The sequence below is a fragment of the Streptomyces sp. NPDC088910 genome (assembly GCF_044749865.1).
Lineage (GTDB): Bacteria > Actinomycetota > Actinomycetes > Streptomycetales > Streptomycetaceae > Actinacidiphila.
Genome location: NZ_JBIVIV010000018.1, coordinates 35,229 through 49,733 on the forward strand (window position 1 = coordinate 35,229; position 14,505 = coordinate 49,733).

The window sequence follows — 14,505 nt, forward strand, 5'->3', positions numbered from 1 at the left end:
CGCGGGTGCTGCGCGCCGGGGCGGACGCCGTACTGGTGGAGTCCGCGACCGGTGAGGAGACGGAGGCGCTGCACGCCGAGTTGCTGCGCAGGCGGGCGGCCGGGGAACTGGCCGGGGTGACGGAGATCGTGCCCGCCGCCCGTACCGTGCTGGTGTGCGGGCTCGCCGATCCGCGGGCCTTCGCCGCCGAGGTGGCCGCGTGGGACGTGCCCGCGGTGCCGCGTGGGCGGGGCGCGGCCGTGGAGATCGCGGTGCGCTTCGACGGGCCCGACCTCGCGGAGGTGGCCGGGCTGTGGCAGGTCTCCCCCGAGGAGGTGGCAGGGACTGTGACCTCGACGCCCTTCCGTGTGGCCTTCTGCGGCTTCGCGCCCGGCTTCGGCTATCTGACCGGACTGCCCGAGCACCTGCGCGTACCGCGCCGGGCCGAGCCCCGTACCGCCGTACCGCCCGGCTCCTTCGCGCTGGCCGGACCGTACGCGGGGGTGTATCCGCGCTCCTCGCCCGGCGGTTGGCAACTGGTCGGCACGACGGACGCCGTGCTCTGGGACCTCGAGCGGGAGCCCGCGGCGCTGCTGAGCCCCGGCACCGAGGTGCGGTTCACGGAGGTGCGGGGGTGAGGGAAACGGCGTCAGGGCAGGCCGAGTTGGCCGTCGTACGGGCGGGGGCGCTCACCACCGTGCAGGATCTCGGGCGGCCGGGCCACGCGCATCTGGGGGTGCCGCGGTCCGGCGCGCTGGACGGTCCGGCGCTGCGGGCGGCGAACCGGCTGGTCGGCAATCCGGCGGAGGCCGCCGGTCTGGAGACGACGGTCGACGGCTGCGCGCTGCGGGCCTCGCACGCGGTGCTGGTGGCGGTGACGGGCGCGCCGTGCGCGGTGCGGGTCGACGGGCGTCCCGCGGCGTGGGGCGCGCCGGTACGGGTGCCGGGCGGGGCGGTGCTCGACGTGGGGCGGGCGGAGCCGGGGCTGCGCAGCTATCTGGCGGTGTCCGGCGGTGTGGCCGTACGGCCGGTGCTGGGCAGCAGGTCGACGGACCTGCTGTCGGGGCTCGGTCCCGCGCCGCTCGCGAGGGGTGACGTGCTGCCTGTCGGCGGCCGGTCCGGGGACGTCATCAGGGGCTCCGGCGTGAGCTCTGACAGAGACTTCGTCAGTCTCTTCGGCGAGGGCGATGTGGTGGCACTGCCCGGTCCCGGAGCCGAGTTGGTCCTTCCGTTGGCGCGCGGGCCGCGTGACGACTGGTTCGCGCCGGACGCCTTCCGTACGTTGTTCGGCGGCGGTTACACCGTCTCACCCGCGTCCAACCGGATCGGGCTGCGCACGCGGGGCCCGGCGCTGCGCCGGGCCCGCGGCGGTGAACTGCCCAGTGAGGGCATGGTGCTCGGCGCTGTGCAGGTGCCTCCGGACGGCTGTCCTGTGGTCTTTCTCGCCGACCATCCGACCACCGGCGGCTATCCGGTCATCGGCGTGGTCCCCGAGGGTTCGCTGCCGGCCGCCGCCCAGTCACCGCCGGGGACGCCGGTCCGCTTCGTGCCGCTCAGCACGCGCTGACCCGGCGCCGGTGGGCGCGGCGGGGTATACGGCCGCGCCGCCGGGCCCGGCGGGACCTTGAGCGCGGCGAGCGCCGCGACCGTGGCGCGCCGCGCGTCCTCCTCCAACACCGCTGTGCCGCCCTGCCGGTGGTGGCGCAGTTCGGTGCCCGCCAGCCGGATCAGGTCGGGCAGCAGGTCGGTGCAGCGGTCGGCGATCCACCGGGTGCCGCGGGTGGCCATCCACCACGCGGCGGCCCGTCGGCCGGGCGGCGCGCCGTCCGGCTCGGGGCGGGGCGCGGGCCCCTGGGCGAGGCCCGCGGCGGTGAGCAGGGCGTGGAAGTCGCGGGCGAGCAGCCGGTGTCCGGTCTCGCTGGGGTGCAGCCGGTCGGCGCTCAGCGCTCCCGGCATGGTCGCCCAGTGGCGCTCCGCGGCGTGGAGGTGGTGCGCGCCGTGGTGCGCGGACAGGGCGTGCACGGTGTCGTTGAGCGCGCGCATCCTGCGGCCCAGCGGCCGGGCCAGCGGCCACGGCAGCCCGAGCACGGTTCCGGGGTCCGGCAGGCACGCGGTGAGCACGTCGCAGCCCTCGGCGCGCAACGCGCCCATCACGACGTGCAGTTCGGCGGCCACCGCCTGGATGTCGAAGCCGCCGCGCAGCGTGTCGTTGCCGCCGACCAGCACGGACGCGAGGTCCGGCCGGTGCCGCAGCGCCGCTTCGAGCTGCGGACCCGCCACATCGCCCGAACGGGCCCCGCTCCGGGCGAGGTTGAGCGTCCGGGTGTCGTACGGGGCCGCCGCGAGCCCGTCGGCGAGCAGCGCCGCCCAGCCGCGCCACCCGCCGTCGGGCAGCGGGTCGCCGACGCCTTCGCTGAGCGAGTCGCCGAGTACGGCGAAGCGCACGGCGCCGGTCACGGCCTGACCCCGTCGGACTCCGGGGCGGTCCGGCGGCGCGTGGACGGTGCGGCGGCGCCGACGGCGGCCCGGTGCGCGGTGAGGAAGGCGTTGACGGCGGCGGGCCAGGTGTACAGCTCGGCGCGGGTGCGGGCCATGGCGCGGCGGCCCTCCTCGGGCGCGGCGAGGATTCGCTGTACGGCGGCGGCGTACTCGGCGGGAGTGTCGGCGCAGCCGCCCGCCGGTCCGATGAGGGTGGGCAGCGCGGAGCGGGAGCTGGCCACCACGGGGGTGCCGCACGCGAGGGCTTCGAGGGCGGCCAGACCGAAGGTCTCGACGGGTCCCGGTGCCAGTGCCACGTCGGCGGTGGCGAGCAGCGCGGCGAGGTCGGCGCGCCGCGGCACATGGCCGAGGAAGGTGACCGGCAGCCGGGCGGCCCTGGCCTGGGCGGTGAGCCGGGGCCGCAGGGGTCCCTCGCCCGCGACCACCAGCGCCGCGTCGACGCCGGAGCCGCGCAGGTGGGCCAGGGTCTCCAGCGCCATGCCCGGCCGCTTCTCGGGCGAGAGCCGCGAGCAGAGCACGAGCAGGACGGCGGCGCCGTGCCCGTGCGTCTCGCGCAGCCGCGGGTTCCGGGCACCGGGGTGGCAGCCTTCGAGGTCGACGCCGAGCGGGGCGCGTACGACGTTGCGGGCGCCGATCCGCTCGAATTCGGCGGCGGCCCAGGCCGTGGTGCACACCACACGCGTGTAGGCCAGCGCGGTACGGCGGTTGAGGGCGTCGGCGGCGCGGCGGGCGGGTCCCGAGGGCAGGCCCCAGGTGCCGAGCACACCGTCGGCGCTCTCGTGGGACACCATCAGGGAGGGGACGCGGTGCCGCCTGGCCCACTCCCCCGTCCAGCGCAGGGTGGTGCGGTCGGAGACCTCGATCCGGTCGGGGGCGAGCGAGGCGAGTGCGGCCTCCACGGGGGCGCGGCGGGCCAGTACGCGGTAGCCGCCGGTGCCGGGGATCTCAGGGCCCGGCAGGGTGATCACCCGCCCCTGCGGGGTGAGTTCGTCGGAGGCGGTGGCGCCGGGGACGATCAGCACGGGTTCGTGGCCCGCCGCCGCGTAGCCCTCGCCGAGGTGGCGCAGCGCGGTGCGCAGGCCGCCGGAGACGGGCGTGACGAAGTTGGCGAGCCGCACGATGCGCAGGGCGGACTCGGGGTCGCGGTCGAGGGGGTGCGGGGCGGTGCGGGCGCCGCCGTCGGGTGACGCGAGGTCGTCCTGGCCGTACATGACGTCGTCCCTGCCGTCGGTGGGGTCGGTGCCGAAGTCTGTGATGGTGCCGCCGGTTCGCGCGCCGCTCGCCGTACCGGCCGTTCGCGTACCGGTGGTCGTACGGTCGCCCGCGCCGCTCATGCCGTCGCCGTTGACGCCGCCGCTCATGTCGGTGGTCATGCCGCTGCCGCCTCGCGCTCGCCGAGCACCTGGTCGTAGTGGCCGAGGAGTTGGTCGCCGACGGCCTCCCACGTACGGTCGGCGACCGCTGTGCGAGCCGCGCTCCCGTAGCGCTCGCGCAACCCGTCGTCGCCGAGCAGGAACTGGACGGCCGAGCGGACGGCCGCCGGGTCGAGCGGCGGCACCAGCAGGCCGGTGCGGCCGTGCTGGACGAGGTCGAGGGGGCCGCCGGCCGCCGGGGCGACGACGGGGACTCCACTGGCCATCGCCTCCTGCACGGTCTGGCAGAAGGTCTCGAACGGTCCTGTGTGGCAGAAGACGTCGAAGGAGGCGTGGATGCGGGCGAGTTCGGTGCCGGTCCTGCGGCCCATGAAGACCGTGCCCGGCAGGGCGGTGCGCAGGCTCGGCGCGCTGGGGCCGTCGCCGACGACGACCACGCGCACACCGGGCAGTTCGCAGAGCCCGGCGAGCAGTTCGACGTGCTTCTCCGGCGCGAGCCTGCCGACGTATCCGACGATCAGCTCGCCGTTCGGGGCCAGTTCGCGGCGCAGCGCCCCGTCGCGGCGCGCGGGGTGGAAGCGGTCGGAGTCGACGCCGCGCGGCCACAAGTGGACGCGCGGCACGCCCTGTTCCGCCAGCGCGCTGACGGACGCGGAGGAGGGGGCCAGGGTGCGGGCAGCGGCGGAGTGCACCGCGCGGATCCGGCGCCAGGCGGCGGACTCGCCCGCGTTCAGATACGTCCTGGCGTATCCGGCGAGGTCGGTCTGGTAGACGGCGACGGCGGGGATACGCAACCGAGTGGCGGCGGCCAGGCCGCGCGCGCCGAGCACGAAGGGACTGGCCAGGTGGACCAGCTCCGTCCGGTGCGCGGCGATGGCGGCGGCGGTACGGCGGCCCGGCAGCGCGACCCGCACCTGCGGGTAGCCGGGCAGCGGGAGGGAGGGGACGCGGATGACGGGACAGGGGTCGGGACCGGGGTCCTGGTCGGCCGGGCCCGCGGGCGCGACCACGAGCGGTTCGTGGCCGCGCCGGGCGAGGTGCTCGGCCGTGCGCAGGGCGCAGTGGGCCACTCCGTTGACGTCGGGTGGGAAGGACTCTGTGACGATGGCGACACGCATACCGTGGTTGTCGCCGCATTGAGCGTTGTCAGGGCCACGTGGATCTTTCCCGAAGTGGAACGCCCCATGAGCGTTAGGGCCCGCCCGGCGGATCATGGGCGGTCCGGGTGCCGAAGGGGCCGTTCGTGATCCGCCGGACATGCCCTGAGACCCGCGCCGGGTTCTCCGCGGGCCGCCCGCCTACCTGGACGTACCGCCGGAACTGAGCCGGCCGCGTACGGCGGTCTGCACTTCGGCCTCTTCCGCGGGGTCCGCGGCCAGTCTGCGCAGCTGCGCCAGGACCCTCACGTCACCGGACGTCGCGCGGTGCGCGGCCAGCTCGCGGGTGCTCTCCTCGCAGTCCCAGAGGCACTCGACGGCGAAACCGGCGGCGAAACCGGGGTCGGTGACGGCGAGCGCGACGGCGGCGGTGCCGCGGAGCTGGGAGGACGACGTCTCCCGGTAGATGTGCCGCAGGACGGGCGCGGCCAGGCAGGCGGAGAGCCGGCCGACTCCCTCGACGAGCGCGTCGAGCCTTTCGGCGTCCGCGCCGCCGGTCTGTACGGTCCTGCGCAGCGCGCCCAGCACGTGCTCGGCGTCCTGCGGTCCGCCGTGGCGGGCGAGCAGCCGGGCGGCGGCGGAGCCGAGCGGGTCGGTGCGGGCGGCCCAGACGCGGGCGCGGGCCATCGCCTCGTCGTCCCTGAGCCGTTCCAGGGATTCGAGGGCGGCGCGTACGACGAGGTCGTCGGTGGAGACCGCGGCCGTCTCGATCAGGTCCAGGCGCCGGGGGTCGCAGCGGTCGGTGAGGTGGCGCAGCGCGGCGGCGCGGGCGGCTGAGGGGCCGTGCAGGGCCGCTTCCAGCAGTTCCGCGTGGTCCTCGGGGCCCGCGACGGCGGCCAGGCAGCGGGCGGCGGGCTGGTCGCGTTCGACCTGGGGGTGGCGGGTCAGTCCCTGCTGCGCCCATTCGAGGACGGCGGTGACGCTCCAGCCGGGGGTCGGGCCCGCGGAGCGCATCTGGCGCTGCCAGCGGTCGAACGAGACCTGTTCCGCGGCCTTGGCCACGCGGGTCGCGGTGGCCGGTTGCGAGGCGTCCTCGGCCCAGAGCTGCCACGGGCGGGGTTCGTAGGCCTCGCGGACGGCGCGGGCCAGTTCCGCGTCGCCTTCGGGGGTGTGCGGGAAGCGGGCGACGACGGCGGGGCCCAGCGCGCGCAGTCCCGCCTCGTCGTCGCGGACCGCCAGCTCGTCGAGCGCCCATTCCCAGCAGCCGCCGGTGGCCGCGTACCGCCGCAGCAGGTGCAGCGCGTCGCGGCGGCCGTATCCGGCGAGGTGTCCGAGGACGGACAGGGCGAGGCCGCAGCGGTGCTCGTCCGGGGCGACCAGGTCGTCCGGGTGGAAGAGGTGGTGTTCGATCCCGTCGAGCGGGCTCTCCAGGTCCGAGTAGAGGCGCGCGTAATACAAGGAGCGCGACTCGACCCGCCAGTCGAGCCGGGGATCGCGCAGCACGCACTGCTCCAAAGCGGCGAGGGCTTCCGTCCGCGGCGCCGCCAGGGCATGCAGGGGCCCGTCTCCGCGTCCTCGCTGGAGGAGGCCGAGAAGGGATCCACTGGGCGCTATGTCTGGGTCGAACATGAGGTCAGCATCCGGTGCGGGGGGTTCCATGGCAACGGGATTTCCGCTACCGGTGCCCGGCATCCTTACCGGCCGTCGTCGGATTCATGCCTGACGGGAACGGGGGATTCCGTGGGGACGGGCGGCGGAAGCCTACCGACTCGGGGTGTGCCGTGTCGCTTCCGGGCGGCGGGCGGGTGTCGAACGGGTGGCGCGGGAACGGCCGGTGGGGTGGCGCGGAGGGTGGCGTTATGCCGCTGGGCTGGTGGCATATGCCAGACGCACCACCGTATCGGGTATCGCGGAAACCCTTACGGCCGATCGCTCCCTGTGCAACAGTCGTTACCGGTCCTTCCGTCCGCGACGGCCGTCAGCGCCTGCCAGCAGACACGTTCGGAGTGTGTCATGCCGTTCCCCACGCACGCGGAGCACAACTCCGCGCAGCCACCGGATCCCGGTGCGGTGGACGCCCTGATCTCTCAGGCGCGTCGCCTCAGGACCCAGGTGGATTCGGTGCTGCGCGAGAGCGCCGCCGCCGCCGAGGACCCCCAGTTGCGCTGGCAGCGCGCCCTGTGCGATCTGGCCGTGCACCAGCTCGACGACGTGGACACCCACCTCGGCCAGCTCAGGGACGGCCTGGACACCGGGTATCCGGGCGGCGACCCGCTGACCGCCGACCTGCTGGTGGACCTGCCGTCGCAGACGTCCCTGCCGCCGGGGCCCGACGCGGTCAGCGCGCTGGGCCGGGCGGGCAGCGCGGAGTGGGACCTGCTCACCGATGACGCGCAGTGGTCGGACGAGCTGTACCGGATCTTCGGCCGGGAGTCCGCCGACGGTCCGCTGACCCTGGACGAGCTGCCCTCGTGGCTGTTCTCCGAGGACCAGCAGATCCTCACCGAGATGGTGACCGGCTGCCTGGTCGACGGCCGTCCGATCGACGGCGAATTCCGTATCGTGCGCGCGGACGGGTCCGTGCGTACGGTGCACATGGTCGGCGAGCCGGTACTCGGCGCCGACGGGGACACCGTGTCCATGTGGGCGGTGTTGCGGGACGTCAGCGACCTGCGGCGCAGCCAGCGCACGCTCCGGGAGACCCGTGACTCCCTCCAGCGGCAGCGGCAGATCGCGCAGACCGAGCGTCGGCTGGCGGTTGAGCTGCAGGAGGCCGTGCTGCCGCCCTGGCGCGGCACCCTGCGGTTCCCGCAGGACGGGGGGCCCACCACGATGGACCTGGCAGCGCATTATCTGCCGTCCGGCACCAGCGCCCTGATCGGCGGCGACTGGTACGACGCGATGCAGTTGCCCGACGGGTCCTCCTTACTCACGGTCGGCGACCTCACCGGACACGGGGTGGCCGCCACGTCCGGTATGGCGATGCTGTTGGGCGCGCTGCGCGGCATGGCCGTCGCGGGCCTCCAGCCCGGCCCCCTGATGGGCTGGCTCAACGAACTGCTCGACACCTCGGCGCAGCCCGCGCTCGGCAGCGCCCTGTGCTGCCGGTACGAGCCGTCGACCCGGCTGCTGCGCTGGGCCCAGGCGGGCCACCCCGCCCCGCTGCTGTTCCGCGACGGGGCGGGGCGGGTGCTCGAATCCCCCGAGGGCGTCCTGCTCGGAGCGACCTCCGGTGCCCTGTACGGGCAGGCCGACGAGCAACTGGCCGCCGGTGATCTGCTGGTGCTGCACACCGACGGCCTCGTGCCGCGCCGTTCCGCGCTGGACACCGACACCGAGAGCGGCTCGGGACGACTCCTGGCGATGGCACCGCTGTTCGCCCGCGCCCGGACCGCACAGGACTGCGTGCGGATCGTCGCCGAGGAGTTCGGCACCCCGGAGCGCGAGGACGACGCCTGTGTGCTGATCGCCAGGATCGCCTGAGCCTTCTTTCCTGCTTCCTTTCCCGTGGACACGTTCCGCGGACAGGTCGCGCACGAATTCCGTACGGCATTCCGTACGGGCATTCCGCGCGTGCGCTCCGCGGGTGAATCGCGATCTATTTTTTCGAGACCCTTGAGAGCCCGGCAGGGATCTCATCCGTGCTGTCGTACGAGCTGTCCGACCCGTTCGGCGGCAGGCCGGCCGGTCGCTGTCACACGGAGCGGGTCTTCCCGGTGGTTCCCTTCCCCTTGGATTTCGGCAGTGCCGTCTCGATCTCGGTGCGCAGATCCTGGATCTTGGTGTAGCCGGAATACCGGCCGGTGAGCCGGTACATCTCGCGCAGCCGGTCCCAGGTGCGGTGCGAGGAGGTCTCCCCGATGGTGAGCAGCGCCATCCGGGCGTAGCGGTCGGCCTCCTCCGGGTCGTCGGCGATGAAGCAGGCCGACGCCAGCGACAGATAGTCGAAGATCATCGACCGCTCGTGGCCGCCGCCCCGCAGCACCAGCGCCTTCTTGGCGTGGAGTTGCGCCTCGGCCGCGGCCGACGGGTCGTGGTCGGCCAGGGTGCGGAAGGCGAGCGCCTGCATCCCGTGCAGGTCGGCCTCGTCGAAATTCTGCATCCAACTGGGCGCCGGTACATCGCCCTTGTCGGAGACGAACAGGTCCTCGGCCTCGCCGAGGGTCCGCCGCATCGCCTGGCCGCGGCCCATGGACGCCTGCGCCCACGCCTCGATGGTGCGCAGCATGGCGCGGGTGCGCGGCAGCGCGGACTCGCCGGAACCTGACTTGGCGAGCTTCATCAGGTCCAGCGCGTCGTCCGGCCGCCCCAGGTGCACCATCTGGCGGGCGGCCCTGGACAGCGCCTCACCGGCCCTGGGCCGGTCGCCGCCCTCCCGCGCGGCGTGTGCGGCGATCACGAAATACTTCTGGGCGGTGGGTTCCAGGCCCACGTCGTGCGACATCCAGCCCGCCAGCACCGCGAGGTTGGCGGCCACGCCCCACAACCGGCGCTGGAGATGCGCGGGATGGGCGTAGGAGAGCATGCCTCCCACCTCGTTGAGCTGGCCGACCACGGCCTTGCGCTGGAGGCCGCCGCCGCGTGAGGCGTCCCAGGCGCGGAACACCTCGACCGAGCGTTCCAGCGACTCGATCTCCTGGGAGCCGACCGGTACCGCCTCGTACTGGTCGTAGGCGGCGGGGTCGGCGTCGAGCGGATCGTCGAGGACTGGCGCGTCGGCCGCTAGGGCCGGGTCGGTGTGCAGCCAGTCGTGCATGGCGGTGCTGAGTACGGAACCGGTGGCGAGCGCGGCGCCCGCGCCCACCAGACCGCGTCGGTTGAGCATGAGGTCCATTCCCGTGAATTCGGTGAGGACCGCGGCGGTTCGTTCCGGCGGCCACGGGAGGCCGTCTCCGGTCTGTCTTCTTCCCGTCTTCCGGCGCCGGTCGAACCCGAGATCCTCGATGGTCACGACACGGCCGAGACGCTCGGTGAACAGCGCGGCCAACACCTTCGGCACGGGATCGCGCGGCGACTCACCGGTCTCGATCCAACGGCGTACGCGCGATGTGTCGGTCGAGAGCTGCGGATGGCCCATGGCCGCCGCCTGCCGGTTGACCAACCGTGCGAGTTCGCCCTTGGACCAGCCGGTGAGGCCGAACAGGTCCGCGAGTCGGGTGTTGGCTTCATTGCCCACGTCAAGCCCCCAGGTTCCTCGGCTGAATTGACACTATTCCCCCTGACAATGGCCTCGCGACTATTCGCCAGGGTTCGCCAGGGTCCGCTACGTGGTGTGCCACCCGCGGCCGGGTGTCAGGTAGGAACGCGCCACCCCGGTCCGTCTCCGCATTCCCCAGGGTGCGGTACCGGACCGGCCGTGGCGCCCCTGAACCGTTGGCACACGAAGGGATCTGCTTCTCCTCATGTATTCGGCATCGTCCTCCGTGTCCGCACCGCCCCGGCCGTCGTACCCCGCCGTCGCGGAATCCGCCCTCCGCCCCCGCCAGGCCACCGCCGTACGGCGCGTCGGCCGGCCCGCGGGCAGCTCCCATCCGCTCAGCGGGAGACTCGACTTGACCGGCCCACAGGGCGCCCAGTTGCGCACCGCCGTCGCCGCCGTGCAGCGCATCTGCCCCGAGTTCGCCCCGGTCCAGCTCCTGCGCCGCGGCGGCCGTACCGCGCTGCTGATCGGCACCTCGGGGCGCGCTCCGGCCGTCGCGAAGTGTCTGCTCGACCAGTCCCCCGCCTGGGCGGAGCGTTTCCGCCAGGAGATAGCGGCCTACCGCACGTTCGTCCGGCACCGGCCGCCGGTCCGGGTGCCGCGGCTGATCGCCGCGGACCCCGAGAGCTGCGTGCTGGTGATGGAGCGGATGCCCGGACGGGTGGTGTCGCCGCAGCGGCACCCGGTGCAGCCGCCGACCAAGGGCGATGTGCGGGCGGCGCTCTCGGCGTACTCGCGCGTCAACATGTGGCGCCCGCCCGCCGGTTCCTTCGACGCGCCGATCGACTATCCCGTCCGCATCAACCGCTACCACGAGTTGGGGCTGCTGACCGACCGGGACATGGGCGACCTCCAGCAGCTTCTGCACGGACTAGCCCATGTGCAGGGGCAGTTCTGCCACGGCGACGCGCAGTTGTCGAATGTGCTGCTGTCGCCCGCGGGTCCCTCGCTGGTCGACTGGGAGCACTCGGGCTGGTATCTGCCGGGGTACGACCTGGCGGTGCTGTGGTCGGTGCTCGGCGACGACCCGGCGGCGCGGCGGCAGATCAGCCAGCAGGCGCAGGCGCAGGGTCCGGCGGCGCGGGACTCCTTCCTGGTCAATCTGATGCTGGTGCTGACCCGGGAGATCCGCACCTACGAGACGGCCGTCCAGCGCACGATGCGGGCCGTGGGGCCCGTGGCGCCCGGCGCGGCCGAGGCGGGCGAGGAGCAGCGGCTGCTGCTGCGCCGCCTGCACGACGACTGCGGCATGGCCCGCAGGGCGGTGCGCGCCGCGGTCGGCACCCGGTAGGAGCGGACCGGACGGGTACACCGTGACCGCGGCCGGCCACGAGTTCCGCGCGCCGTCCCGCGCGCCCCACTGGTCCACACCACTGACGAGGAGCAGGCCAGCACGCCGCAGCGGGGAAACTTCCGAAATACGCTGCTGACGTGCGAAGACGGCCTCGTGTCCGGATGCCTGACGGATGGTTGACGGATGTTCCGGCAGCCGATACCTCTGTGGTGCCGATCGTTCGGCATCTCTTGGAGGAGGCTGCTTTGCGAGGATCCGCTCCCCCGTCCGACAGACGCCGTGGACGGCGCGCGCTGCGTATGGCCACGGCCGCCGCGGCTGCCGCCGCTCTGCTCCCGGTGTTCGGTGTCGCCCACGCGGCCGAGCCCGGCCCGAGTGCCGCGGGCTCGCTGCAACAGGCGTTCACGGACGCCGCCAAGGCGTACCACGTGCCGCAGAGCGTGCTGCTGGGCGTGTCGTACCTGGAGTCCCGCTGGGACGGCCACCAGGGCATGCCGAGTGTGACCGGCGGCTACGGGCCGATGCATCTGACCGACACCCGTACCGCCCTCGCGGACTTCCCGAGCAAGGGCATGGGGGACGGCGCGGACGACGGGCGCGGGGACGACACCCGGCCGATGATCAGTACGGCGACCGCGCAGGCGCCCGATCTGGCCGCGCTGCCCGCCTCGTACACCACGCTGGACCGCGCGGCGACGCTGACCGGGCTGTCGGCCGGTGCGCTGCGCGAGGACGCGGCGACGAATGTGGCGGGCGGCGCGGCGCTGCTCGCCGACACCCAGAAGTCGCTGGGCGAGCCGCTGAGTTCGGATCCCGCGGACTGGTACGCGGCGGTCGCCCGCTACTCCGGCGCCGACGACACGGCGACGGCCGCGGCCTTCGCCGACGACGTCTTCGACGTCCTGAAGCAGGGGCAGACGCGGACCACCGACGCCGGGCAGCGGGTCACGCTGGCCGCGGCTCCCGCGGTGAGGCCCGCGGCGGGCCAGGCCGCCAGGATCGGCCTGAAGCAGGTCAACGCGGCGGGGACGGAGTGCCCGAGCGGCCTGGGCTGCGAGTGGATTCCGGCGCCGTACGAGGACACCGGCGGCGGGGACTACGGCAACTACGACAAGGCCGACCGGCCGAACACCGAGAAGATCGACACGATCGTCATCCACGACACCGAGGGCTACTGGGACACCGCCCTCCAGCTCGTCCAGGACCCGACGTATCTGGCCTGGCACTACACCGTGCGCTCCTCCGACGGGCACATCGCCCAGCACCTGAACACCAAGGACGTCGGCTGGCACGCGGGCAACTGGTACACCAACTCCAAGTCCGTCGGCATCGAGCACGAGGGCTTCCTGACCGATCCGGGCACCTGGTACACGGAGTCGATGTACCGCACGTCCGCGCGGCTGGTGAAGTACCTGGCGGCGAAGTACCACATCCCGCTGGACCGGCAGCACATCCTCGGGCACGACAATGTGCCGGGCCCGACGGCCTCGTACATCTCGGGGATGCACACCGACCCGGGTCCGTACTGGGACTGGGGTCACTACATGGCGCTGATGGGCGCCCCCCTGCGCGCGACCGCCGGCGCCTGGGGCGGCGTGGTCACCATCGCCCCCGACTACGACACCAACCAGCCGGTCTACACCGGCTGTGTGACGACCGCGGCGGTCTGTCCCGCGCACGGCTCCGACGCGGTCCGGCTGTACACGGCGCCGAGCGAGGACGCGCCGCTGGTCAAGGACATCGGGCTGCACGGCGCGACCGGCGCGAGCACCACGGGCGTCAACGACGTGGGCGCGCGGGCCTCCGCGGGCCAGCAGTTCGCGGTGGCCGAGCGGCAGGGCGACTGGACGGCGGTGTGGTACCTCGGCCAGAAGGCGTGGTTCCACAACCCGGCGTCGCGGCCGACGGCCGTCAACTCGATCGGCCTGGTGATCACCCCGAAGAAGGGGCTGGCGAGCATCCCGGTCTACGGCCGCGCGTACCCGGAGGCGGCGGCGTATCCGGCGGACGTGCCGGTGCAGGGCATCTTCCCGATGCCGTACGCGATCCTGGCCGGACAGCGGTACGTGGTCGGCAATGTGGTGCCGGGCGAGTACTTCTACTCGACCTCCTTCGACACCAGCAACCAGAAGGTGGTGCGCGGGAAGCAGCTCTACTACGAGATCCAGCTCGGCCACCGGGTGGAGTACGTGATGGCCTCCGACGTGACCTTGCTGCCGTCGGTGCTGGGCGCTCCGCGCTGAGTCCGCCGGGCCCGCGGCGGCGGGCCCGAGGGTAGCGGGGGGAAGGGCGGCATCGGGATTCCGGTGCCGCCCTTCGCCGTGTCCTGTCGCGCCCGTGTCGCGAAGCGTGCGCGTGCCGAAGCGTGCGTGTCCCGAAGCGTGCGTGTCCTGGGCGTCCTGTCGCGTCCGCGTCCTGGGCGTCCGCCCCGCGGAAGGTGTGTGTCCGCCGGTCTCAGCCCGCCTGGAACATCTCCGCGGGCAGCGGCTTCAGAAGCTGGTACAGATCGTCGGTGATCGGCCGGTCCCAGGTGGCGATGGTGACCTGGACGCCGTCGCTGCGGTCGAACTGGGCGCAGGCGACCCGCGACTCGGAGATCTTGATCCGGCGCACGATCAGCAGGCTGTCGCCGTGCATCACGGGGGTGTCCTCGATGCCGGTGACCTCGGCCGGTTCGTCGTTGCCGAGCGCCGCGAGGAGCTGGGCCACCTCGAAGGGCACCTGGCCGTCGTCCAGCTCGCGGGCGGGCGAGCCGACCGGGAGGTTGCCGATCAGCATCGCGGGGCCGCGTCCGCCGAACAGGTCGTAGCGCAGATAGATGCCCTGGCAACTGCCGTCGGGGCCGGGCAGCAGCCCGGCGCCGAGGTCACCGGGCCAGTCCCCCGGGTCCATCGCGAGGACATCGAAGTCCGGCCCGGTGGGCGTGGCTGCGCTACGGCGGCGGAGGAAGGACATGCCGCCATCGTACGGGTAGCGACCGCCGCCGGGGACCGGGCCCGCGCCCCTTCCGTGCCCTGGTCGCGTGCCGCCCCGGCCGGTGCGATCCCGTACGGCGGGCCGCCC

General features: G+C 73.8%; 11 protein-coding genes. 5 read left to right on the forward strand and 6 right to left on the reverse strand.

All coding sequences use genetic code 11. The features are described 5' to 3' along the window. The first annotated feature begins 5 nt into the window (after positions 1–5). Both ACIP4Z_RS32365 and ACIP4Z_RS32370 read left to right on the forward strand, forming a co-directional pair. The gene (locus ACIP4Z_RS32365) at positions 6–617 is read left to right on the forward strand and encodes an allophanate hydrolase subunit 1 (protein ID WP_401313916.1); all 612 of its coding nucleotides are present in this window, start codon (positions 6–8) and stop codon (positions 615–617) included. Continuing rightward, positions 614–1,546, forward strand: coding sequence for a biotin-dependent carboxyltransferase family protein (locus tag ACIP4Z_RS32370; protein ID WP_401313918.1), 933 nt, complete (start codon positions 614–616; stop codon positions 1,544–1,546). Before ACIP4Z_RS32365 ends, ACIP4Z_RS32370 begins: the two co-directional genes overlap by 4 nt. Here ACIP4Z_RS32370 and ACIP4Z_RS32375 read toward each other — a convergent pair. The 4 genes from ACIP4Z_RS32375 to ACIP4Z_RS32390 form a co-directional block, all read right to left on the reverse strand. Further along, the gene (locus ACIP4Z_RS32375) at positions 1,447–2,436 is read right to left on the reverse strand and encodes a GDSL-type esterase/lipase family protein (protein WP_391050100.1); all 990 of its coding nucleotides are present in this window, start codon (positions 2,434–2,436) and stop codon (positions 1,447–1,449) included. The genes ACIP4Z_RS32370 and ACIP4Z_RS32375 overlap by 100 nt on opposite strands. Then, entirely contained in the window at positions 2,433–3,851 is a 1,419-nt protein-coding gene (locus ACIP4Z_RS32380; protein WP_401313920.1) for a glycosyltransferase, read from the reverse strand. The genes ACIP4Z_RS32375 and ACIP4Z_RS32380 overlap by 4 nt, the downstream gene beginning before the upstream one ends. Further along, entirely contained in the window at positions 3,848–4,969 is a 1,122-nt protein-coding gene (locus ACIP4Z_RS32385; protein WP_391050103.1) for a glycosyltransferase, read from the reverse strand. Before ACIP4Z_RS32385 ends, ACIP4Z_RS32380 begins: the two co-directional genes overlap by 4 nt. Before the next feature lie 180 nt (positions 4,970–5,149). Beyond that, positions 5,150–6,577: a HEAT repeat domain-containing protein gene (locus ACIP4Z_RS32390; RefSeq protein WP_401313922.1), complete on the reverse strand. Its 1,428-nt coding sequence runs from the start codon at positions 6,575–6,577 to the stop codon at positions 5,150–5,152. Positions 6,578–6,961: 384 nt separating this feature from the next. Between ACIP4Z_RS32390 and ACIP4Z_RS32395 the strand changes: the two genes are divergently transcribed. After that, positions 6,962–8,431 carry a SpoIIE family protein phosphatase gene (locus tag ACIP4Z_RS32395; RefSeq protein WP_391050107.1) on the forward strand — a complete coding sequence of 490 codons (1,470 nt, stop codon included), beginning with the start codon at positions 6,962–6,964 and terminating at the stop codon, positions 8,429–8,431. 211 nt (positions 8,432–8,642) lie between these two features. On the opposite strand, the gene ACIP4Z_RS32400 is transcribed toward ACIP4Z_RS32395, so the two are convergent. Next, positions 8,643–10,124, reverse strand: a complete 1,482-nt coding sequence (locus ACIP4Z_RS32400) for a hypothetical protein (RefSeq protein ID WP_355344015.1) — start codon at positions 10,122–10,124, stop codon at positions 8,643–8,645. 226 nt (positions 10,125–10,350) lie between these two features. On the opposite strand from ACIP4Z_RS32400, the gene ACIP4Z_RS32405 reads away from it, so the two are divergent. Then, positions 10,351–11,439 (forward strand): aminoglycoside phosphotransferase family protein, encoded by a 1,089-nt coding sequence (locus ACIP4Z_RS32405; protein WP_355344012.1) that lies wholly within the window; start codon positions 10,351–10,353, stop codon positions 11,437–11,439. A gap of 302 nt (positions 11,440–11,741) precedes the next feature. Beyond that, complete coding sequence (locus ACIP4Z_RS32410) at positions 11,742–13,685, forward strand: N-acetylmuramoyl-L-alanine amidase (RefSeq protein ID WP_401313925.1); 1,944 nt, start codon at positions 11,742–11,744, stop codon at positions 13,683–13,685. Between the two features lie 211 nt (positions 13,686–13,896). On the opposite strand, the gene ACIP4Z_RS32415 is transcribed toward ACIP4Z_RS32410, so the two are convergent. Then, the gene (locus ACIP4Z_RS32415) at positions 13,897–14,397 is read right to left on the reverse strand and encodes a hypothetical protein (protein ID WP_355344009.1); all 501 of its coding nucleotides are present in this window, start codon (positions 14,395–14,397) and stop codon (positions 13,897–13,899) included. Between the last annotated feature and the right edge of the window lie 108 nt (positions 14,398–14,505).